General features: G+C 42.5%; 18 protein-coding genes. 7 read left to right on the top strand and 11 right to left on the bottom strand.

Annotated elements, in window-relative coordinates; genetic code table 11:
- Positions 1-378: 378 nt before the first annotated feature.
- On the top strand, positions 379-2,484 hold the full coding sequence (locus tag HWQ43_RS16395; protein WP_292735763.1) for a M3 family metallopeptidase: 2,106 nt from the start codon (positions 379-381) through the stop codon (positions 2,482-2,484).
- A 77-nt stretch (positions 2,485-2,561) separates the two neighbouring features.
- Here the strand turns inward: HWQ43_RS16395 and HWQ43_RS16400 are convergent, their stop codons facing one another.
- The 6 genes from HWQ43_RS16400 to HWQ43_RS16425 form a co-directional block, all read right to left on the bottom strand.
- The gene (locus HWQ43_RS16400) at positions 2,562-3,362 is read right to left on the bottom strand and encodes a DUF928 domain-containing protein (RefSeq protein WP_292735766.1); all 801 of its coding nucleotides are present in this window, start codon (positions 3,360-3,362) and stop codon (positions 2,562-2,564) included.
- Positions 3,363-3,472: 110 nt separating this feature from the next.
- On the bottom strand, positions 3,473-5,815 hold the full coding sequence (locus tag HWQ43_RS16405) for a CHASE2 domain-containing protein (RefSeq protein ID WP_292735769.1): 2,343 nt from the start codon (positions 5,813-5,815) through the stop codon (positions 3,473-3,475).
- Between the two features lie 183 nt (positions 5,816-5,998).
- On the bottom strand, positions 5,999-6,967 hold the full coding sequence (locus HWQ43_RS16410; RefSeq protein WP_292735772.1) for a DUF1822 family protein: 969 nt from the start codon (positions 6,965-6,967) through the stop codon (positions 5,999-6,001).
- Positions 6,968-7,279: 312 nt separating this feature from the next.
- Positions 7,280-9,985: a CHAT domain-containing protein gene (locus tag HWQ43_RS16415; RefSeq protein WP_292735775.1), complete on the bottom strand. Its 2,706-nt coding sequence runs from the start codon at positions 9,983-9,985 to the stop codon at positions 7,280-7,282.
- 303 nt (positions 9,986-10,288) lie between these two features.
- A complete protein-coding gene (locus HWQ43_RS16420) occupies positions 10,289-10,939 on the bottom strand; it encodes a sigma-70 family RNA polymerase sigma factor (protein WP_292735778.1) in 651 nt (216 codons plus the stop codon).
- A gap of 365 nt (positions 10,940-11,304) precedes the next feature.
- Positions 11,305-11,736, bottom strand: a complete 432-nt coding sequence (locus HWQ43_RS16425) for a DUF4363 domain-containing protein (protein ID WP_292735781.1) — start codon at positions 11,734-11,736, stop codon at positions 11,305-11,307.
- Positions 11,737-12,123: 387 nt separating this feature from the next.
- On the opposite strand from HWQ43_RS16425, the gene HWQ43_RS16430 reads away from it, so the two are divergent.
- A complete protein-coding gene (locus HWQ43_RS16430) occupies positions 12,124-12,408 on the top strand; it encodes a peptidase (protein ID WP_292735784.1) in 285 nt (94 codons plus the stop codon).
- Between the two features lie 219 nt (positions 12,409-12,627).
- Here the strand turns inward: HWQ43_RS16430 and HWQ43_RS16435 are convergent, their stop codons facing one another.
- The 3 genes from HWQ43_RS16435 to HWQ43_RS16445 all read right to left on the bottom strand — a co-directional run bounded on the left by HWQ43_RS16435 (position 12,628) and on the right by HWQ43_RS16445 (position 15,957).
- Positions 12,628-14,004, bottom strand: coding sequence for a DUF2330 domain-containing protein (locus tag HWQ43_RS16435; protein ID WP_292735787.1), 1,377 nt, complete (start codon positions 14,002-14,004; stop codon positions 12,628-12,630).
- Positions 14,005-14,008: 4 nt separating this feature from the next.
- On the bottom strand, positions 14,009-14,905 hold the full coding sequence (locus tag HWQ43_RS16440; protein ID WP_292735790.1) for an RnfABCDGE type electron transport complex subunit D: 897 nt from the start codon (positions 14,903-14,905) through the stop codon (positions 14,009-14,011).
- Positions 14,906-15,138: 233 nt separating this feature from the next.
- On the bottom strand, positions 15,139-15,957 hold the full coding sequence (locus HWQ43_RS16445; RefSeq protein ID WP_292735964.1) for a calcium-binding protein: 819 nt from the start codon (positions 15,955-15,957) through the stop codon (positions 15,139-15,141).
- On the opposite strand from HWQ43_RS16445, the gene HWQ43_RS16450 reads away from it, so the two are divergent.
- Positions 15,848-16,087 (top strand): hypothetical protein, encoded by a 240-nt coding sequence (locus HWQ43_RS16450; protein ID WP_292735793.1) that lies wholly within the window; start codon positions 15,848-15,850, stop codon positions 16,085-16,087. The genes HWQ43_RS16445 and HWQ43_RS16450 overlap by 110 nt on opposite strands.
- Before the next feature lie 14 nt (positions 16,088-16,101).
- Here HWQ43_RS16450 and HWQ43_RS16455 read toward each other — a convergent pair whose 3' ends face one another.
- A complete protein-coding gene (locus HWQ43_RS16455) occupies positions 16,102-16,266 on the bottom strand; it encodes a hypothetical protein (protein ID WP_292735796.1) in 165 nt (54 codons plus the stop codon).
- A 382-nt stretch (positions 16,267-16,648) separates the two neighbouring features.
- Between HWQ43_RS16455 and HWQ43_RS16460 the strand changes: the two genes are divergently transcribed.
- From HWQ43_RS16460 to HWQ43_RS16470, 3 genes are all read left to right on the top strand, one after another.
- Positions 16,649-17,329, top strand: coding sequence for a polysaccharide deacetylase family protein (locus tag HWQ43_RS16460; protein ID WP_292735799.1), 681 nt, complete (start codon positions 16,649-16,651; stop codon positions 17,327-17,329).
- A gap of 65 nt (positions 17,330-17,394) precedes the next feature.
- The gene (locus tag HWQ43_RS16465; protein ID WP_292735802.1) at positions 17,395-18,306 is read left to right on the top strand and encodes a HipA-like protein; all 912 of its coding nucleotides are present in this window, start codon (positions 17,395-17,397) and stop codon (positions 18,304-18,306) included.
- Positions 18,303-19,067, top strand: coding sequence for an HIRAN domain-containing protein (locus tag HWQ43_RS16470; protein WP_292735806.1), 765 nt, complete (start codon positions 18,303-18,305; stop codon positions 19,065-19,067). Before HWQ43_RS16465 ends, HWQ43_RS16470 begins: the two co-directional genes overlap by 4 nt.
- Here the strand turns inward: HWQ43_RS16470 and HWQ43_RS16475 are convergent.
- Positions 19,064-20,041: a carbohydrate kinase gene (locus tag HWQ43_RS16475; protein ID WP_292735811.1), complete on the bottom strand. Its 978-nt coding sequence runs from the start codon at positions 20,039-20,041 to the stop codon at positions 19,064-19,066. The two genes, HWQ43_RS16470 and HWQ43_RS16475, sit on opposite strands and share 4 nt — an antisense overlap.
- A 363-nt stretch (positions 20,042-20,404) precedes the next feature.
- On the opposite strand from HWQ43_RS16475, the gene HWQ43_RS16480 reads away from it, so the two are divergent.
- Positions 20,405-20,668 (top strand): helix-turn-helix transcriptional regulator, encoded by a 264-nt coding sequence (locus HWQ43_RS16480; protein WP_099103136.1) that lies wholly within the window; start codon positions 20,405-20,407, stop codon positions 20,666-20,668.
- Positions 20,669-20,783 lie beyond the last annotated feature (115 nt).

Raw genomic sequence — 20,783 nt, forward strand, 5'->3', positions numbered from 1 at the left:
GTAAGGACGCTCGCTGATGCTCAGTTAATTTTTACGCTTCCACGCCTTGAAAATGTGGAATTATTCGGCTAAAACTGCGCTTTCAAGGTAACGCTCATCCTGACAGACGAGTTACCTGTTTGACATAATACACGATCGCGTCTTTTTGCAATCGCCTTTAGTCAGAGTGAGGTAAGTGAATACACTCTGTTCCCGATGCGATCGCAAGGTTCATAAACTAAACAAAATATTCCTATCGGGATACTTTTGTGAGGAATTATAGTTTTTTTACCTTTTTGCCACAATGGCAATACTAAATAGCACAGCGATCGTTACATTAGAAGATATATAAGTAAAAATCAACAATGATTTTTTTTCGTTCGCAGTTCACACAAAATCATGAGTGCAAGTACCATTATTTCCGATAATCCCTTACTCCAAGGCACTGGTTTACCTCCCTTTGCAGAGATTAAACCAGAACGAGTAGTACCAGCCTTTAATCAGTTGCTAGCAGAACTTGATCGGCAGCTTGCCACCTTAGAGGCTAGTGTACAGCCTACTTGGAGTGGTTTAGTAGAACCCTTAGACAATCTGACAGAGCGGCTTACCTGGAGTTGGGGGGTGGTAAATCATTTAATGGGTGTTAAAAATAGCCCAGAACTGCGCGAAGCTCATGAAATCGTACAGCCACTAGTTGTACAATTTATCAACAAACTCGGTCAAAGCCAACCCATCTATAATGCATTTAAGGCACTCCGTAGCAGTGATAGTTGGACAACTTTAGAATTAGCCCAACAGCGCATTGTAGAAGCCGCCATTCGAGATGCAGAACTTTCTGGTGTTGGCTTAAAAGGAGAGGCAAGAGACCGTTTCAACGCCATTCAGATGGAGTTGGCAGAACTTTCTACTAAATTCTCTAACCATGTACTTGATGCCACAAAAGCCTTTAGCTTAACCCTAACAACAAAAGCAGAAATTGACGGTTTACCACCAAGTTTGGTGAGTTTAGCCGCTCAAGCTGCACGTGCAGCAAAAGAAGAGAACGCCACACCAGAAAATGGCCCTTGGCGCATTACTTTAGACTTTCCCAGCTACGGCCCTTTCATGCAGCACAGCACCCGTCGAGATTTGCGTGAAAAGCTCTACAAAGCTCACATAACTCGCGCTTCTAGTGGCGATTTAGATAATAACCCGTTAATTGTGCGTATGTTGGAGTTACGGCAAGAACTCGCAGATATACTTGGGTTTAAGAGTTTTGCCGAGTTGAGCCTTGCAAGTAAAATGGCTCCTAATGTTGAGGCAGTCGAAGCACTATTAGAAGAACTACGCCAGGCCAGTTATGATGCTGCTGTCAAAGACTTAAAAGAACTCCAAGCTTTTGCTGCATCACATGGAGAAGAATATCAGGATTTAAAACATTGGGATATCAGCTTTTGGGCAGAACGCCAACGAGAAGCAAAATTTGCCTTTACCGCTGAAGAATTACGTCCCTATTTTCCCCTTCCCCAAGTGCTAGATGGCTTGTTTGGACTTGTTAAGCGGCTGTTTGGTGTTACAGTAACCCCTACCGATGGTAAAGCCCCAGTATGGCATGAGGATGTCCGTTATTTCCAAATAGCCGATGAAACTGGTTCTCCCATCGCTTACTTCTACTTAGACCCCTATAGCCGTCCAGCAGAAAAACGCGGTGGTGCTTGGATGGATGTATGCATTAATCGTGCCAAAACTGAAAATGGTGCAACTGCCATCCGCTTGCCTGTGGCTTATTTGATATGTAACCAAACTCCCCCAGTAGATGGCAAGCCGAGTTTGATGACTTTCTATGAAGTAGAGACTTTGTTCCACGAATTTGGTCATGGATTGCATCACATGCTCACCAGGGTTGACTATGCTGGAGCCGCAGGCATCAATAATGTGGAATGGGATGCAGTGGAACTACCCAGCCAGTTTATGGAAAACTGGTGTTATGAGCGACCCACTTTTTTTGGCATGGCTAAACATTACGAAACTGGAGAAGCCCTACCAGAGCATTATTATCAAAAGCTGCTAGCGGCACGTAATTATAGGAGTGGTACTGCTATGTTACGGCAAATTCACCTTAGCAGTATTGATTTAGAATTACACTACCGCTATCGTTCTGGTAGCAATGAAACTCCAGCAGATGTGGGTCATCGCATAGCCAAAACTACTACTATTTTACCACCACTTCCAGAAGATTCATTTTTGTGTTCTTTCGGACACATTTTTGAGGGTGGTTATGCAGCAGGTTACTACAGTTACAAATGGGCTGAAGTACTTAGTGCTGATGCTTTTGCCGCTTTTGAAGAAGCTGGGTTAGAAAATGAAGAAGCTATAAAAGCTACAGGTCGGCGTTATCGGGATACGGTGCTAGCACTCGGTGGTGGCAAGCATCCAATGGAGGTGTTTAAAACTTTCCGGGGTCGTGAACCAAGTACGATCGCTTTGCTCAGGCACAATGGTTTAGTAAGTGCTGCTGCAAACTAAACAACACATCTGTAGAGATGTTGTATTGCAACCTCTCTACATTAAATATTGGCTTAACTAAAGATTATTTTTTTAGTTTAAGGTGTTCCTGGAAGAATCGGTTCTCCAGCAACATCATCTAAGCGGATGCTGCCTAATAAATTTCGCCACTCTGCTTTCAGTGCTGCATCTTGAGGATTTTTTTGACGCAGTTCAGCCAACGTCGTCAGTGCCTCGTACCATATCCCATTTTGGGCATAGATAGAATAGCGCTTTAGAGGTTCTGCCGTTTCTATTTCTTTGACTGTTGGTTGACTCAGATTAACTCGTTGTATTACCCCTTCAACAAAAGTTGGGGGAGCATTCTTTTCCTTGTCACAGTTAATGGTGAAAAACCAACGGTATTGTGTGTCTACTGCTAAAGCGGGTGCAGTGCTAGGCAAAGAAACGCGGATGACTCCTGGTTTATCCGATAAGGCGATCGCTTTTTTGTATACCTCGTTAGCATCTGGATCTTGCAACACAAATTCAACTGTATATGGCGAATCTTTGGTATATGGCACATAGAAAAACCAACTTGGATGTTCTACTGTTGTTTGTCCCCAGACATTAATTACAGAGTTAGCTTCCTGAGTAAAGGGTACTAAAGCAGTCAAGTCAATTTTAGGTGTAGGACATCCAGGTTCCCCGCGCTTCGCTCCACCACGAACGCGACCTCCAGGAGGGGAGCCAGCTGGAATTGGAGGTTGACTAAAGGTTTTGGCTTGAGCAAGGATCGTTTTAGCATCAGAGCGATTAGGGGTTGGTTTCGCCAGTACTGGACTGAGACTAGCTAATAAACTTGTACAGCTAAAAGCTACTACTAAAAACAGTTTTATCGGTTGTAAGTTTGAATTCATAGAAATCTGACCTCATAGGATTTTAGATTTTAGATTGGGCATTGAAAAGACGCAGAGGGGCAGGGTGCGGGGTGCTGAGGGGAAAACTTTTCTCCCCTGCCCCTCTGCCCCTATTCCCCATTCTCCGCCCGCACTTTTGTTTTTGAATTATTATAAATTGACATCAAACTCCCCATAGCTACCAACGATAAAGCCGAGGGTACGAAAGGCACCCAAGCACCTGAAATTAACAGACCAAAGCAAAGTACATACAAAACGCTAGAAGTAACACCGATTGCCAATGCCAACCAGGGTAACGAAAGTCTGCGCCAAGCTAGGACTCCCCCAATCAAAGACCAGCCCCAAATCCAGGCGACCTCAGCCCACCATGACCAAGCCCCCAGCAAAGGCCGCCCATCCTGGACTGCACCAAGGATCTGGCTGACCATGTGAGCTTGTACCAGTACTCCTGGCATTTGCTCATCTAAAGGAATGCCATAAGGTGTAGGCCAGGTGTCTGGAGAATCCCCCTTTGCAGTCACACCAATGAGAACAATCCGGTTTTTGATGGCGTTGGGGTTAATTGGACTAGATAAAAATTGCGTTAGCTTTACCTGTTCAGCTATTTCTTTTGAAGAACGATAGTTGAGTAAGATTTGACCGCCATTAGCATCAATATTTTGATAGCCACCAGTACGAGACTTCAGATTCGGAAAAATAGTCTTACCCAACTGCAAATTTCCTTCAGGGGTGAACTTTGTTTGAATTCCTAAAGGGTGCAGATAAAGGGATGCTAGTTGTAAACTGAAGGAATATGGAGCAGAACACAATGATGTCGTCTCCTGATTCATGAACAGAAGATGCCGGCGAATAACTCCATCGCGATCGTGAATAAAGTCACTGAATCCCAGATTTGCTGGAGGGATTTCTGGTGGTGCCTTAATGCCTTTGATATTTCCTGAGCGATCGCTCCCCTTGCATACGCCAACTAAGTTCTGAGTTTGCTGGAGACGAGTAATTAAATCTGGCTCTTTGGCCTGAAAATCACGGTAGACATCCAATCCGATCGCACGGGGTTGGTATTGATTTAGTTTTGTTAAGAGTTTATTGAGAGATTTTTCGGAAATAGAAGCTCCGATCAAGTACTCGCCATTTTGTCTTTGAGTCGCTAAATCCTCATCGTCAATTGTGATGATCAACAGTCGGGGATCGAGACCTTCGGCAGGGCGCGATCGCATCATCAGGTCAAAGGCTTGAATCTCTGGATTTTCTAGCAATCCCACCAATCTCACGCCAAAAACCAAGACTGTAACTGCCAAGCTGAATAACACAGTTCTCTTCAATTTACGTCTGTTAGACAAAGGTAAACTTGCTTGCTCTTCACCTTCAGATTTTGTAGACCTTAATTCATCCCAAGTCGGTGGTATCTGCGCCGGATTTTGGCAAATTACTGGTAGCCAAGTCGCACAAGGAAATCTATCCTCAAGTCCTTGCAAGCGTTCCCGCGCTTGGCGTACCGCTTGATATAAAGACTCGCCACCGGCAAAGCCTTGGAGAAAATACTTTAAAAACTCCTTAGCAACTTGGTCTGGGACGGGTTCGCGCATGACAATTATTTGAGGAATTTGCAAATCAGCTAATTCTCGCGCCAAACCCAATCCATCACAGGAGTTGAATATAGCTAATTGCAAGCCATTTTCAATAGCTTTTTTGAGAGCGTACTTCAACTCGCCAATGGTAAGACTATCAGTTCTATTCAGGTAAATTCGTCCGCTTTCTCCATTTTTGTTACTGGAAGTGTGACCGGCAAAGAAGAGAATATCCCAGTTTTTTCCCCAGAGATGCTCAGTCAATTCCTTACGTTGTGGTTCTACCAAAAAGCTCACCTCTGCGTTACTACACTGTTGCAGTAAAGCTCGATCGGCTTGGGTGTCAATCCCCTTACTATTGCCCACGATTGCCAAAATATTGACTAATTGATTGAGAGTGCGTGGCTTGTGAATGTGATCGTAGGATGGTGAAGAAAGGGCAATTTCAGCTTTGGGATAGCGTTCTAATAAGTCCCACAGATGCCAGGGTAATAGCTGCAATTGGGTATTTTCTGTTTGCAAAATCACCCGTACTTCGTCGCTGGACGATAATCTTTCTAACCATTTTTCCCTCAACGGGCGAAACTCCTCTGCTCGCAGCCAGGTATTAAAACGTGCCCGCAAAATATGAGAAGCGTTTTCGCAGTCTTGCACCATCGATACATTCGTCACCTGCATTTTGTCAGCATGGAGGCGATAACGATTGCCTATTTGCCGATAACTAGACTGCCAATGACTATAATAGAGCGGCATTTCCGGGAATGATGGGAGCCTCCCGGTGATTTCGGTTGTAGCACGCTCGTGTTCTTCACCAATTTGGAGGGTGACAGCAAACCCCTGCTCAAAACTACCCTCTCCGAATTTGATCGCCACTAACTTACTCATAACCGTCGCTATCTCCCTGTGCCATATCGTCCCCTGTTCTAATGTCCGATCGCAAGCTTCATAAGCGTCTACAGATTTTTTTCAAAATCCCTAAAAGCTGGCTTGGATTTTTAATTTTTAATTTTTAATTAATGAATTATCTCTTAATAAAGTACCGACAAAAAGGGAAGATAGCTATATCTTTCAAATTCGGAAATATTCGGTAATGCTGGTATTATCCAAGGCTACTCTAACGCTAAATTCTTCTGTGGGTTCACCACGAAACTGCAACTGAATGTAGTTGTCTGATTTTCTAGATTGAGCATCTAGAAATACTGCTCCTGAACTATCTAGAACAGTGAGATGAACTCCTGGTGGTAAGTATATTTGATTTCCAGTGGCATGCAATTGGAGATGAATACTAGTTTGTTGATCTTTTTCGGGGCTGATTTCCACAATTAACATCACAGGTTGGTTGTGGATTTGGATACCTAAATCAATTACTTTTGCCCGTTTAGTAATTGATTCTGGTTGTTTGAGGGCATCTAATTCCAAAGTTTCAATACTGCGAAAGGCATAAGTTGGTCTGAATTCCGGCACGTTCCACAGCGATTCAATAGTCTCCCAGCCCGTCTCAAATATACCAGCAAACCACTGACTCAAATTCACTAATGAATTAACTGGGGATTGACGCAGTTCCCAGATGTGGTCAATAAAAGCTTCCAATGGTTGCAGTTGCGCTAAAGGAACTGTTTCAGTGGCCACGCTAGGGATAAAACCAAGCAGCCTTGCTTCTTCGAGCGATTCATCAAATTGAACTACTAAATAACCCACCCGTTCTTGCCAAGTTTCTGGAGGAATAGAACATATCTGCTGATGCAGATGCACGGGACGACACTCCAGCCGGCCAATTGAGGGCACTTCTAAATCAGCGACATCCCCACAAAGGCGCATGATGGAGTTCCAACTGTCACTAGCTTGAAGATTGGTAGGAATATCCATCATCTGCAAATAGTCATTCACCACCCATACAGCTAAAGTATTCAGCCGGACTTGCTCTGCTTTTTCAGGATTTGGCTGCTGGTTAGCAAATTCCTGGGCAGTTATGCGAGCTGCTTGGGAAATTGGCAATGTTAAAGCGAAATCATCTAGCTGATAGGTGGAGTTATTCATAAGTCAATTTCTAGGGATCAATGCTGCTATATATCTATCACCCGCATTCAATAAATTTATGCCACAAAATTGAATACTGGAAAAAAAACTGAATACTGGAAAAAGACAATTGGGGACTAGGGATTAGGTAAAAATATCCCATAAAATTGAAAAATTGTATATTGAAATGATCTGGGAGATAGAGGTTTTGAGTATTTATACTTCTATGAAGATATCTTCAAGCTGCTAAAAGCGGTTTATCAACTAGCACATAGGTTGCCAATTTTTGAGCGGACAATTTGAGCGATGAATTACGAAAATTTGCTCCTCAAATCACAACCAATTGCCAATCAATACATAGGCAGACCAAAAGCTTGGCGCTCTGTAGTTGGGGTGTTTCAGCAGTTGTAGCTGGGCACGATGGACTGCTTCGGCTTTGGTGATTTTGCCACTCTTGAGTTCTCTATAGAAGGCACTAACAAACATTGCTGTTGATTCATCATCAATTTGCCACAGGGAAGCTATTGTACTACGTGCCCCAGCTCGGACAGCTGCTCCTGCTAGACCGAGTGCTGCACGGCTGTCTCCTGTTGCTGTTTGACAAGCACTCAAAACTAATAACTCTACTACGGTTTTACCCTGACTGCGGAAGAGGGTATCAAAATCTTTGACATTGATCTGACCATCGAAATCTAAAATAAAAGTGTCTTCAAGGCGGGAACTAAACTGACCGTGGGTTGCCAAATGCACTATGTTAAATGAAGTAGCATCAATTTCACTTTCCAAATTCTTTTTCTTAAAATCTCCATCCAATAGGCTGGTTGTCGAAACTCCTGCTTTAGCAATACCGTCAAATTCAGATTTGATCGCCAGCAATGGTGCAAACTTGGGAAATCCTGGCGGCGGCTGAGTTAGTCCTGCGGTTAGCGCTCTCAGCTGCTGTTTGATTAGCGGTTTCGGATCGAGGAGTTGTAGACCGACGCTCAGGGCGATCGCATATTTCTCTACTAAATATTGTTTACCATCGTAGAGAGCTGCCATTGGTAAATTGCGTAATGGGCCATCTAGGACGAACACTAACGTATCGACGCCACTTTGCTGCAATTGCAACTCAATGGGTTTAAGCAGCCAGCTGTAAACTTTTTGCGATTGGGTTTGGACGATCTTAGTAGCAGTTGGATCGACAAGATTTCTTCGCAGTTCTATTAAGAGTTTCTCTACTTCTGCTTGGGGAATCTTGGTACTGTAGCTTTGCAGAGGTTGTTTAGGAATTTTGACAATTACCTGGAGTTCGTCACGAAGAATAATTGGATAAAGGATGCCAGCCTTGGAATTACCTTTGTCTACTACTCGATCTAGAGCCACTTTCTGACCTTGCAGACAAGCTTCCTGAAAGAAGTCGTCTAATTCTGCTAGTTGCAGTGCTTCAATCCGTTCGCGTGCTTTCTCCAATATTTTTTCATTTGGTTTTCCTTTTTGAGATTGCAGCAGTAACTCTACTGACTGGCGGTAGACGGGTTCTACGCTGTCCCGGAAGTCAAATTGCACATCTTGGTTCACTAAATCTTTATTGACTACTAAATCTCTGCGGAGAGACTCAAGAGTATCTACAGCAGCATCATAAGCGGCGATCGCACCATTAATATCTTTTTGTGCCCAAAGCAATCTACCTAATTGCCACTCCAAGCTATAGGTAATTTCTGGTGCATTGCTACTCTGTGCCAACGCTAATCCTTGTTTGGTCAAGTCTTGCGCTTCTGACCACTGTTTGGTTTCTTCGTACAAGCCGCCTAAACTCTTCAGAGCATAAGCCTCTGCCCGCTTGTCTCCTAAACTGCGGGATTGCTGGATGGCACTAGCGAGTAATTTTGCTGAGTCTTTTGTACTTAATCCTGAGTAAAAACCCTGACTTGATGCTTGCAATACACCACTCTTGACTTTTGCCAAACTTTGTGAAAAGTTGACATGAGCGTAAATACTCGCACGGCTGAGGGGAAGTTGGTCGAGGTGGGACTCAATGGACGGCAAAAGAGTTTGCACCTTTGCCCATTCTTTATCTTTAATCAGTAGTCCCAGGTGATTGAGTTGCGCTTGAACTTTTGTGAGGGGTGAAGGAGATACTGCGACTGTTTGTTGATAATAGGCGATCGCCTGTTCCTTTTGGTTTCGTTTACGGGCATTATTCCCCAAACTGAACAGACTAGCCCCAATATCAGCGTTTGAGTGGAGATTTTGAGCAATCCTCAGACTTTCTTCTAGGGCTTGGCGTGACTTTTTCAAATCGCCCAATACCAAAAGGGCATCACCGAGCGATCGCAAACTCACTGTCTTTTCTAGAGAATCTGGTTGAGATTTTAACGTCTGACTTATTAGATCGAGTGTTTTGATCGCTCGCGGGTAAAATCCTTGGGTGCGCCACGCTTGTGCTTGATTGATTAGCGATCGCACCACGCCATTTTTATCATCTGCTTGTTTGTAAATTTCTTCTGCCTGCTGCCAAGTTGCCAAAGCCGCCTCGGACTTTCCCATTGCCAATTGCAGACGACCTTGAATATCGAGTGATTGGGCAAATATTTGCAGATTTTGGTTTTTATCCTGTCCTTGGAGTAAATTTAAGCTCTCTGTAATTGCTTGCTGCGCCTGACTCCATGCACCGAGTTGCTGGTAAGCTAGGGAAAGATTACCCAATGTGGCTGCTAGTGCAAGGCTCTCCCCTTGCTGCTTATATATTTGGACAGCTTGTTGTAACACTTCTACAGCTTTGGCAAATTTGCCATTACTGTATAAAACTTTGCCCTGCTGTAAGAGTGAGGCGGCATCAGTGGGCACAGTCAGCGATGTTGGACTATTTATTGGCAGTTGGGATGAAGAATTGATTGAGCCAGGAACTTTTGCTAGCACTGGTGAACCGACAATGCATAGCAAAGCGACTAGGAAGTACAAAGGTAAACGTAAAAAGTGAGCTAGGGAGGTAAGCCAGCGAACCCTGCTTTTAAACTTTAGAGAATTCGTGCCAAAAATCCTAGTTGTTTTAGCCATAAGTATGACGAGAGATAGGTGATAACCAGAAACACATAGGATGAACTATTAGGCTAACAGGGTAATGTTACCATTCCCATTCCTCAGCAATCTTTGAGCTTCCACAATTTTCTTATTTATGGCGATCGCTAACCTTAACCAACAACCCATCGAAACAGTGCCGAGTAAAAAGTAAACTTAACTAGGTCTAGACATTAAATCAATTTCGAGGAATGAATACCTCGGCTGAAAATGAGAATGATTCATCAGTACTACCTCTGACTCAGCACTGGCTCAACCCTAGCTATCTGCTAACAGCACCAATCATAATAATCCCTCCAATTCTGCAAATTTACGCAAACGTGGTAAACATTGGCGTTGATAAAAACTGCTTAATGTCGGAATTGACAACCCAAATTCCTCAGATAAATCTTTCCAGCTAACTTCTGGGGGTAAACGTTTGAGAATTAACACCTGACAATTCACATCTGGACGCCCTTTAATGTAAGTACCGCGCAGTTCCCCATCCGAATCTGTTTTCGCCCATATCTCCAAGTCTTCCAAAATCGGAGGTGCTTGGGGGCTAGCCGGTAGATTATCTACAGGATCAATAGTTTCACTTGTTCCACCGGATGTAGACTGACGAATTCTCAGAGGGACTGTTGTGGCTTGTTCTCGGTTCTGGTTAAGGTAAAAATCTTGTAGTCTCCTTTTTAAGTAAGCATTCAGCCAGGTGATCACACTGCCATAATTGGGATCGTAGATTTGACCTGTCAAACCTTCACAAACATTGCGACAGAAATACAACCAAGTTTGTTGTAGTGCGTCTTGATAGTAGGGAGTAGTTTCCCTCCAGAGTCTACTTGCTGTCAAGCGAATAATTTGCGTAAGCAGCTTCTGACGCTGAGGACTTCCAGGTTTGTGTCCACAGGCTTCTGTAACTAAGCGGCGTAGCTGTTCATCGAATTGAACCATGACAATCTTGGCGAAGAAAGCAAGAATATCTTAGTATTGCGTATAACAACACCCGAAAAAATTACCTTTAGTCAAGATACTGGATCTTTTTTAAAAGGCAGTAGGGAACGGGCATAGACTATTGGGAGATTTGAGGTTCTGAAGTAAATAGAACTTAGATTTGACACTCTCCGGGCTGAAGTGATCGAAGATTCCTAAGACATCGAGCGCCTTAATATCCTGGTTGCTTGGGTTCTCAAACTCACCACGTTTGCTCATAGAGCTTGGTTATACACTCAATTTGCCGCTCTTTTCCCTACCCTATGAGTAAATTCAAGAGTAGGCAGAAAGATGGTGCATTCAAGTTATTTTGGATGCATATTTAGTTAAGTTTTTGAAACAGCAGTAATAGTTTTTTCTAATGACTGCAATGCTGTCAATAATTTGTCTTTTTGCGGTTTAGAAGCTTTAAGTTCTTCTGTAACCTGATCCATATTTGTCTCTATAGTTTCATAATTATTACGAGATTTAACTTTGATACCGTCTTCAACTTCTTTCCAAGAATCCTCAAATTTGTCAAATTCTTTTTTAGCTTGAACAAAGTTGCCGGATGTAACTGCGGCTTTAGTTTTGGATACTATAGTTAGTAAACTACTATTACCTGTAGTGGATGTTGTCGGCGGGGCTGATGTTGCGCTACTAGCATTAGGAGTAACCGCTGGGGTAGTTTGGGTAGTAGCTTGTTCGGGACTGTTACAGCCTACCAAAGCTAGCAAGCTTATACCTACAACGCTCGATATTAGTTGAAAAAACTTCATTGTAAAACTCCTTGATTAATTATTAAGCTGTCGTTGACAAAAAAAAGAGTTTGATGTTTGCCAGAATTAACAGCAACATTTATAGGGATGGTCTCTACTAGTTAAATATATCATTTAATCCTATACTTATTTCCATAGTAAGTTTGCAACGGCGAAAAAACGTCAAAAACTCAAAGCCGCTGGAGCAAAAGATGATTTTATCAAAACTCTTTGCCGGTTTGGTATCGGCTTAACCAAAACTTCTATAAATAAAACCAAACTTGCAGTTAAGCGGTCAGGATGCTCACCCCACAAGATGGATAATTTATTTCTTGTCAGTCCCTAATTCAGCAACGCCTAATTTTAATAACCACTAGTATAAAATAATAATCTTTCTGGAGAATGACTATGAAACGAGCATTTCGCAAGTATCACCGCACGATTGGTATGATAATTTGTCTACCTTTAATGTTAACTGTGTTGACTGGAATGCTGACAACTATTGTTAAGGAATGGCCGATTAGTACTGGGCTTTCTTCTAGTTTTCTGTTAAGAATTCATACAGGAAAAATTTTCCATTTAGAAGCGATTTACCCAATTTTCAATGGATTAGGGCTGATTGGGTTGCTGGTGACAGGAATAAGTATGTCTGGATTATTCAATCGTAAAAAACGGAGCGACATCAATAATTAAGATTAGCTTATTCGAGATTTTAGAGATCCGGTGAGGAGTACTTACAACAATACCTTAATTTTTATCAGTTGATAAAAATTAAGGTAAGAAAATTACGGCAGATTTAAAGTTAGGGAGTTACACTAGCTAACTCTGTTACCAAGATATAAAACAGGTTTTACTCCTGAATTCTGAATTCTGCTATATCCGATTTTATTTTTATCTTACTCCCCACTCTCCTTAATATAATCCCAGCCAGGATAAGACATTTTCCCACCAAGAATATCGCAGATTACCTACACTCAAGTTCATTTTGTTGCGAATTTCTTGGATTTTCCAGTTGGTTAGTTTAGCTAGAGTTTGCGCCTCTTGTTCAAAACGCTTGGGCAAAGACCGCTTATATTCTCTACCAGCTTGACATTTGAGTTCCCCTTGGAACGGATGTTGTAAAACATAACGTCCTTGGAAAGATTCACTGTTGGCAGTTTGCTGAAATATCAAGTCTTCAGGGAATTTATCGCGCGTATAGCGAACATGCAACCGGGAGATAAAAACGTTACTTCTAGGAAAGGGACGACGAAAGCTGGGTGATACTGGTACATTACTTGTAGAATTATCATCTAGCCAAAATACACCTGCTTGCTTGAGTTCTTCTGGAGTCAGAGGTTCGGCAGAACAAGGATCGCAACTACCCATATCCCAAGCGTATTCTAAAAAACCAACTTTCCTGTCTTCTTTGGTGTAGACAGTTTGAAACATGGATTTATAGAATTCACCAAATTCATCTTTGACAAATAAGGGAATGTTCGCGTCAGAGGGAATTTTTACCGTCCGATAGTTGGTGATTTCTGCTTGTCCTTGGGGCGAGAGGATGTAGACAATTAAATCCTGCTCTGTCGTAGCATTGATCATGCCCAAACGAATTGGCAGCATAAATTTGGGCGATTGGTAGGAAATTTGTAGCGGACGGAGGAACTGATAGCCAGATTGCTCGAATTTATCTAAGTTGACTTTAGCAACAAAGAATTTCATCGAGGAGCGAATATAAGGCTGAAGTAACTGTTTCGCACCTCTGGGAATTTTGTAGCCATTGCGTTTAAGCCAAGTTTCCAGTCCACCAGATTCTTTCGCACTGAGGATCAAAATGTCGTATTCGCCAACGTTAAAACGTGCTTCAACCGTTACACCCAAACTAGCATCGCCCCTTGCACCCCCCGCTTCACTTCTCGCTGCTGCTGGCGCTGGTGCTGCTGATAACTCTCTTTCGTAAACTGGGGCACAAGGATCTGGGTCAAAATATTCTACCAATCGCGGCGCACTAAAAGCATCTAGCCGCTCGATAATCTTCGGTTCAGTGACACGAACTTGTTCTTTTTGCAGCACCGTTGGCACTGGTACTACCATTGCAAAATCTTTGACTTCGCCCTGAAAATCGTTTGCCATTGTTAGGACGGTGCGATCGCCATCCCGTGCTATCACAACCTGAGAAGCTTTGTTATACAATTTTGTATCAGCTTTGGCTACATAAAATCCACAAAATGCCCAAGCTGCGGGTGCAAAGCATAAAACAGCTACAATTGCTAACAATAATGGTGTTAAAAGTCGAAAAAATTTCATTATTTTATACCTCTATCTTTTTTAGTGCTGAGTTAGGAGTTAGGAGTTTTACCCCTGCTTCCTCATCTTTCTCTTGCCAAGCAAACCTTGGCGCTAACCAGAAAACATCTAGCAGGATGCTCAACGGTGCAAGGACAAACAGCGCCCAGAAAACTGCTGTGGAAACAAAAAAATAATTTCGCAGGATAAAAGTTAATCCAGCGATGCAAACTGCCCAAACTACACGCCCAATTCGGGAATTAGGAATCGATCGCGGATCTGTAATCATAAATAGGGCAAACAGCAGCAAAGATCCGCTCATCAATCGATGCCAGTAAACATCCCAAGTCCAACCCAGCCAGAAATTGCGAATGGCTTCCAGCAAAGAGTAGGAACCCAAAAAAGCTGCTGTGGTGTCCCAACGACCAATGCGCTGCAAAATCATGCCGCCAGTACCGAGAAATAATAGCCCATACCACCACTCTTCACCCCATTGTCCCGGCGAAACCCAAGCATCGGGGGTGAGAATCAAGGCAGATATGATGCCAAAGTTGGCGGGATTGAAGAAATGCTTATCGCCAACTTGGAAGATAAATTTGCTAACGATCGCAAGTGCTGCGGCTATTGCCATTGTCGTCCAGTGGTCAGCCCGCAACAATAAACTCAGTCCCAGTGAGGTAATTAAGGCACTGCGAAAATTTGGGCTTTGTCCTACCCTGCGGGAAGCCGCTAGGGCGTCTATGTCATTTGCTAATGACCAATGACCAATAACTAATGACAATATCCATTGAGTTGCAAGACAAGTGGCGATCGCTACCCCAATTAACTCTGGTCGCAGCGTCCAATCTCGTGTACCGATTCCCAAGACTAGGAATAAGCCGAGAAATAGAATTTGATAATCTCGTATATCTTTGAGCAACATTACCCTTTGATTCAGGGATTCCCCGTAGATTTCTCATCAATTTAGACGAGTACTAGGTAAAATAGCATTGCTGTTACAGATTTTGTTACAAAAGAAAGCATTGACAGGCCAAAGCGATCGCTCTGATGTTTGAACTTAAAAGATAACCAAAAAAGGTAAGGATGCGATCGCATCCTTACCTTTTTCAAGTTAATTGACCGAAGTATAAATGATATGGAATAAAAGGAAAATATTTATACCAGCACAACGTCCAGATTAACTGAGAAGCCAGAAGGCTTGTTCTCAATGGTGGCGAATTGATACCCTGCGAAGAATAAGTTACCATTAGTGCTGTTGTAGCTGAACTGGTTGTTAGAGCTAGCACCAAATGCAGACTTGGAAATCTGGATTTTGTCACCCTCTCTCCACTGGAAGTCTTTGATGATATCGATACCTTCAAATTTGCTATTGAAGACAAACTTATCTGCGCCAGCACCACCTGTAAGTACGTCAGCGCCATAACCACCAACGAGAGTGTCACTACCTGCTCCACCGTTAAGAACATTATTGGCGCTACTACCAACAATCGTATCGTTGCCAGCTGTACCGATTAAATTCTCAATGCTGACTAATTTATCCGTGAGAGTAGAATTTCCTGGAAACTTGACTACACCAGTAAAGAGATTGGCATCAATTGGACCGGAAAAGAAAGCATAGGATGTGGTGTCAGTTCCAGCACCACCATCAATGGTGTCAAAACCAAAGCCACCATCTAGAAAGTCATCGCCATTACCACCGCTGAGAACATTATTGGCGCTACTACCAACAATCGTATCGTTGCCAGCTGTACCGATTAAATTCTCAATGCTGACTAATTTATCCGTGAGAGTAGAATTTCCTGGAAACTTGACTACACCAGTAAAGAGATTGGCATCAATTGGACCGGAAAAGAAAGCATAGGATGTGGTGTCAGTTCCAGCACCACCATCAATGGTGTCAAAACCAAAGCCACCATCTAGAAAGTCATCGCCATTACCACCGCTGAGAACATTATTGGCATCATTACCAACAATCGTATCGTTACCAGCTGTACCGATTAAATTCTCAATGCTGACTAAGGTATCGGTGAGAGTAGAATTTCCCGGAAACTTAACTACGCCAGTGGAAAGGTTGGCATCAATTGGGCCAGAGAAGAAAGCGTAAGATGTAGTATCAGTTCAAGCACCGCCATCAATGGTGTCAAAGCCAAAGCCACCATCTAGGAAGTCATCGCCATTACCACCAAACAGTTTGTCATCACCATCCAAGCCTCTGAGGGTATCGTTGTCACTACTGCCGAAGATAACATCATTACCATTAGTTCCGGAAAAATTAATTGCCATGAGAGTTTATCCTTAATTAAAGAGTAATTGTTAATATTAGGAATTACAATTTTACAAAAAGACAATTATGTGAATAAAGCTGTAATTTTCTTTTCCACCTACTTTTATGACTGCGATATTTACTGTTGATCTGATAACTAAAAAAATAAGTTGAGTCAGCTAGGCAGGAATAGATCGTGAGTGGAAACTATATTTCCAACTTTAAAATATAAACAAGGTAAAACTTACCTAAAATTACAAGGAGTGCTAATTCATATAACTGTGCATTTGTACAGCGTGTAAGTTCTAAATATTAAGACTGTTAAGCGTGTGAATCATGCTTGACACCCTCTATTAAGTAATCAATGTAGTTACGCAAGATTACGGAAAAAGAAAAAATTTTATGCACCTAGCTCCCTTCTTCCCAATTTTCTACCGCATTCTCCAGCCAAGTTTTCCCAACTGCCTTTGGGCTGGAAATCCCGGTTCTAAAACGATCGCACTTACATTCGATGATGGGCCCCATCCGCAATACACACCCGAAGTCTTGGCAGTGTTAGATCGTTACAAGATTACAGCGAGTTTTTTTTGGTTGGGTGTTTGCGTCAACCGTTCACCAGCCATTGCTAAAGCCGTTAGCGATCGCGGACACTGGATCGGATTGCATGGCTATGATCATCGCTCTTTTCCTATGCTTTCCCCAAACGACCTAAAGGACAGTTTAGAAAAAACCCAAGCTGCCATTTACAATGCCTGCAACCTGCAACCTCAACAAGCGCGAGATGTCCGCCCGCCTAATGGTTTCTTTACACCTGCTACTTTAAAATTGTTCTCTCAGTGGAATTACCGCCCAGTGATGTGGAGCGTTGTGCCAGAAGACTGGGTGCGACCAGGCGTAACCACAGTGGTACAGCGAATTATGCAGCAGGTCAAAAATGGTTCAATAATTGTTTTGCACGATGGTGCTTGCGGTGGACAAGATGTTGCTGCCACAATTCAAATTCTCATTCCACAACTGCTACAACAGGGTTATAAGTTTGTAACTGTTGATACTCTATGGCAGCCAACTAAGACAACCTATTGATTGTTGCACATTTCAAAAATAGGTGAAGTTAATAATTTGTTTTAAATCAGGCTTTCCCATAAATTATGCCAGAGCAGTTTTCGATTATTGACATTCCCCTAGATGCCCCAGAGGCCGATGAAGATTTAGGAACCAAAGAAAAGTTCTGGTTTCGCCATCAGTATTTAGGTCGTTGTCTATTCAAGAAAGCTAGACCAAACACAGGAGAAGATTGGGCAGAAAAGATTGCAGCCGAGTTGTGCGAGTTACTAGGTTTACCCCATGCTGATTATGAACTGGCAATATTCAATGGGGAAAACGGTATTGTTTCACCCTCATTTTTGCCGCCTCAAGAAGGTGCAATTCTCACCCTGGGTAATGAAATTCTGGCTCGGCTAGTATCTAATTATCCACAAGATTCTAAAGACCTGTCTCAACACACAATTGATAATGTATTCAATGCTATCGCAGATGCTTCAGTTAATTTACCTATCGACTGGACACCACCAGAGAGAATTAGTTATGCGACAGAAACTTTTGTTGGGTATTTACTTTTAGATACTTGGATCGGGAATAGCGATCGACACCATGAAAATTGGGCATTCATCAGTTTACAAGAAAAGATTTATCTAGCACCAACCTATGACCATGCCTCCTGTCTCGGTAGAAACGAGCCTGATTCTAAAAGAAAAAACAGACTAACCACAAAAGACGCTGGCTTTTCTGTCCAAGCGTATGTAGAAAAATGTAATTCTGCGTTGTATGCTAGAGTTGGCGATCAAAAAACTCTCAAGACTTTTAATGCATTTTGTGAAGCGCAAAAACGGTATCCAGATGCAGCGAGAGTATGGTTGAATAATTTAGCAAGGGTGTCAAGCAATGATACGTTAAAGCTTTTTGAGCGTATTCCATCTAATCGCATATCGCAAACAGCAATTGAATTTGCACAGAAGATATTGGAATTAAATCAAAGTAAGCTGCTGAACACCCTACTATGAAAACACTTTTTTTAGCTTGGCAAGATCCTAATAGTCGTGTTTGGCTTCCCATTGGTCGCTTAACATTTGACGGGAAAAAATATCAATTTGTATATACGCAAGGTGCTGTAAAAGCTCAAACTGAACATAATTTTCAGCTATTGTATTCCTTCCCAGACTTAAACAAAGAATACACATCAGTTGAACTGTTCCCCTTGTTTTCTAATCGATTAATGCGACGCTCTCGCCCTGACTACAAAAATTATATTGAATCGCTAAATATTCCCGAAGGTGAAGACGATCCAGTTAGCATTCTTTCTCGGAGTGGTGGACGCAAGGTAACAGATTATTTTGAAGTTTTCCCATGCCCAGAACCAGATGAAAATGGTTTATACCACATCCATTTTTTTGCACATGGATTACGACACCTTCCTGCTTGTGCAACTGAACGGATTAATCAATTACAAACGGGTGAACTCTTATATTTAGCTAACGAATTTCAAAATCCCCATGACCCGCGTGCATTGCTCTTATGCACTAAGGATCATTACATTGTAGGTTATTGCCCTCGGTATATTGTGGATGATGTTTTTAAACTCAAGAACAAAAATCCCGAACTTGTAAAAGTACATGTTGAGCGCGTTAACCCAGTACCGACCCCTCTGCAACTGCGTTTATTGTGCAATATGACCGCAGAATGGTATGAAGATTTTCGCCCATTTTCTAGCCAGGAGTATCAGCCTTTGGTGGCTGATATCCCAGTGGCTTATGCTAGTTCCTAGAGTTGATGTGCAGCTAAAAAAGCTTCGACTTCAGCAGCAGTAGGTTGAGAAGCGATCGCACCTGGTTTAATAGTAGTCAGTGCCCCAACAGCACTGGCATAAGTAACAATGCGTTTTGCTGTTTCTGCATCCCGCAAGCTGTGGATACCATACTGACTCAGTTGGTAGATGAATCCTGCCAAAAAGCTATCTCCTGCACCAGTTGTATCAACTACAGGGATGGAAAACGAGGGTAATTTGCCTTCGTTCTCACCCAGACAATAAGTGCAGCCGTTTTCCCCATCTGTCACCAGTACCCCCTCAATCGAAGCTAGGCGATAAGTGATGGCTCCGGGATCTGCGGTTTCAAATAGCCATTCAGCCTCTTCTTTGGAGAGTTTGAGGAAATCGACTCGCTTAACTAATTCTGGAATTTTTTGATGGGCAATGTTTGGCTCTTTCCAAAATACAGGACGCCAGTTGACATCCAGTACAATTTTTAAGTCGTAATGTTCTGCTAACTCTAGAGCGCGGTTTATTGCCGCTTCACTTTCAGGATAGGCTAATTCCAAAGTACCCAAAACCAGAAAATCTGCTTCTTGAAACAGCGAATCTGACAATTGTTTAGCTTGCAGGCGAGTATCGGCAAATTCTGCGGTATCGTACTGACCAAATCCGGCAAAGGTGCGATCGCCAGCCAGATCCCGTGTAACATAAACTTGCCGCGTTGGTGCTGTGGGATGGCGTTGTACTCCCGTAATATCTACACCTACATCTTGTAATAGCTTTACCAGTGAATTTCCTGGCTCATCTTCGCCAACAGCTCCAACAAATCCTGCTGACATTCCCAGCTTGACTAAAGCACAGGCTACATTAGCTGGTGCCCCTCCTGGATAAGGAGTCCAAGATTTCACTTCTTCCAGCTTTAGCCCTAATTGATCGGCTAAACAATCAAACAAAATTTCACCAAGGCACAAAACACGGGGATTGCTCATCTCATTTTCAATTTTAGATTTCGATTTGGGATTAGGAATTTACAGTATAAAATCTACAATAGTTTCTACCAATCTGTCGCCAGTCCTTCATAGAATTAAATAGCAATTTTTACTACTCCTATAGCATGTAGGTGCTTCTAATCTCCGCTTATTTTGCCTCAGTGCTGAGATTAAAAGAACCTAAAAATCAGTTATATTTATTACATAAAATATATCGTAGGTTATATTTTTGCCAACTTGAAATCCAAAGAAAATATTGACAATCGTATTACTGTTAACACTTGAAACCCCTACCAAGAAAAGAATCTTCTAGAATTAGAAAGAGCGATTAAGTACATATACCAAGGGAGGATAGAAATAGTCATGGCTGGTGGCAAGTCTGAGACCCCCGTTAGTCTGTCAGACAGAGAACTGCAAATTATCGACCTAGTGGCCGCTGGCTTAACTAACCAAGAGATTGCAGGAAAACTGGAGATTAGCAAGCGTACAGTTGATAACCATATCAGTAATATTCTGACGAAGACTGAGACAGATAATCGAGTAGCTCTTGTCCGCTGGGCTTTACAGTGGGGCAAAGTCTGTTTGAATGATGTCAATTGCTGTACTCTGCCTAACCAGATTGAATAAACAATTTACTAGTAGAAGCGTAATTGCTTTGGTCTAGTAAATTACAAACCAATTTTGAGTTTTACTGATTGTTCCCCTCTTTACGCCTAAGTTTTTAGTGTGAACACTCTACCAA

The organism is Nostoc sp. JL31 (assembly GCF_017114965.1).
Lineage (GTDB): Bacteria > Cyanobacteriota > Cyanobacteriia > Cyanobacteriales > Nostocaceae > Nostoc > Nostoc punctiforme_A.

Excerpts from the sequence above, each read along its gene's own strand:
- HWQ43_RS16395 (WP_292735763.1), top strand. The coding sequence starts at position 379 with ATGAGTGCAAGTACCATTATTTCCGATAATCCCTTACTCCAAGGCACT.
- HWQ43_RS16400 (WP_292735766.1), bottom strand. The coding sequence starts at position 3,362 with ATGAATTCAAACTTACAACCGATAAAACTGTTTTTAGTAGTAGCTTTT.
- HWQ43_RS16405 (WP_292735769.1), bottom strand. The coding sequence starts at position 5,815 with ATGAGTAAGTTAGTGGCGATCAAATTCGGAGAGGGTAGTTTTGAGCAG.
- HWQ43_RS16410 (WP_292735772.1), bottom strand. The coding sequence starts at position 6,967 with ATGAATAACTCCACCTATCAGCTAGATGATTTCGCTTTAACATTGCCA.
- HWQ43_RS16415 (WP_292735775.1), bottom strand. The coding sequence starts at position 9,985 with ATGGCTAAAACAACTAGGATTTTTGGCACGAATTCTCTAAAGTTTAAA.
- HWQ43_RS16420 (WP_292735778.1), bottom strand. The coding sequence starts at position 10,939 with ATGGTTCAATTCGATGAACAGCTACGCCGCTTAGTTACAGAAGCCTGT.
- HWQ43_RS16425 (WP_292735781.1), bottom strand. The coding sequence starts at position 11,736 with ATGAAGTTTTTTCAACTAATATCGAGCGTTGTAGGTATAAGCTTGCTA.
- HWQ43_RS16430 (WP_292735784.1), top strand. The coding sequence starts at position 12,124 with ATGAAACGAGCATTTCGCAAGTATCACCGCACGATTGGTATGATAATT.
- HWQ43_RS16435 (WP_292735787.1), bottom strand. The coding sequence starts at position 14,004 with ATGAAATTTTTTCGACTTTTAACACCATTATTGTTAGCAATTGTAGCT.
- HWQ43_RS16440 (WP_292735790.1), bottom strand. The coding sequence starts at position 14,905 with ATGTTGCTCAAAGATATACGAGATTATCAAATTCTATTTCTCGGCTTA.
- HWQ43_RS16455 (WP_292735796.1), bottom strand. The coding sequence starts at position 16,266 with ATGGCAATTAATTTTTCCGGAACTAATGGTAATGATGTTATCTTCGGC.
- HWQ43_RS16460 (WP_292735799.1), top strand. The coding sequence starts at position 16,649 with ATGCACCTAGCTCCCTTCTTCCCAATTTTCTACCGCATTCTCCAGCCA.
- HWQ43_RS16465 (WP_292735802.1), top strand. The coding sequence starts at position 17,395 with ATGCCAGAGCAGTTTTCGATTATTGACATTCCCCTAGATGCCCCAGAG.
- HWQ43_RS16470 (WP_292735806.1), top strand. The coding sequence starts at position 18,303 with ATGAAAACACTTTTTTTAGCTTGGCAAGATCCTAATAGTCGTGTTTGG.
- HWQ43_RS16475 (WP_292735811.1), bottom strand. The coding sequence starts at position 20,041 with ATGAGCAATCCCCGTGTTTTGTGCCTTGGTGAAATTTTGTTTGATTGT.
- HWQ43_RS16480 (WP_099103136.1), top strand. The coding sequence starts at position 20,405 with ATGGCTGGTGGCAAGTCTGAGACCCCCGTTAGTCTGTCAGACAGAGAA.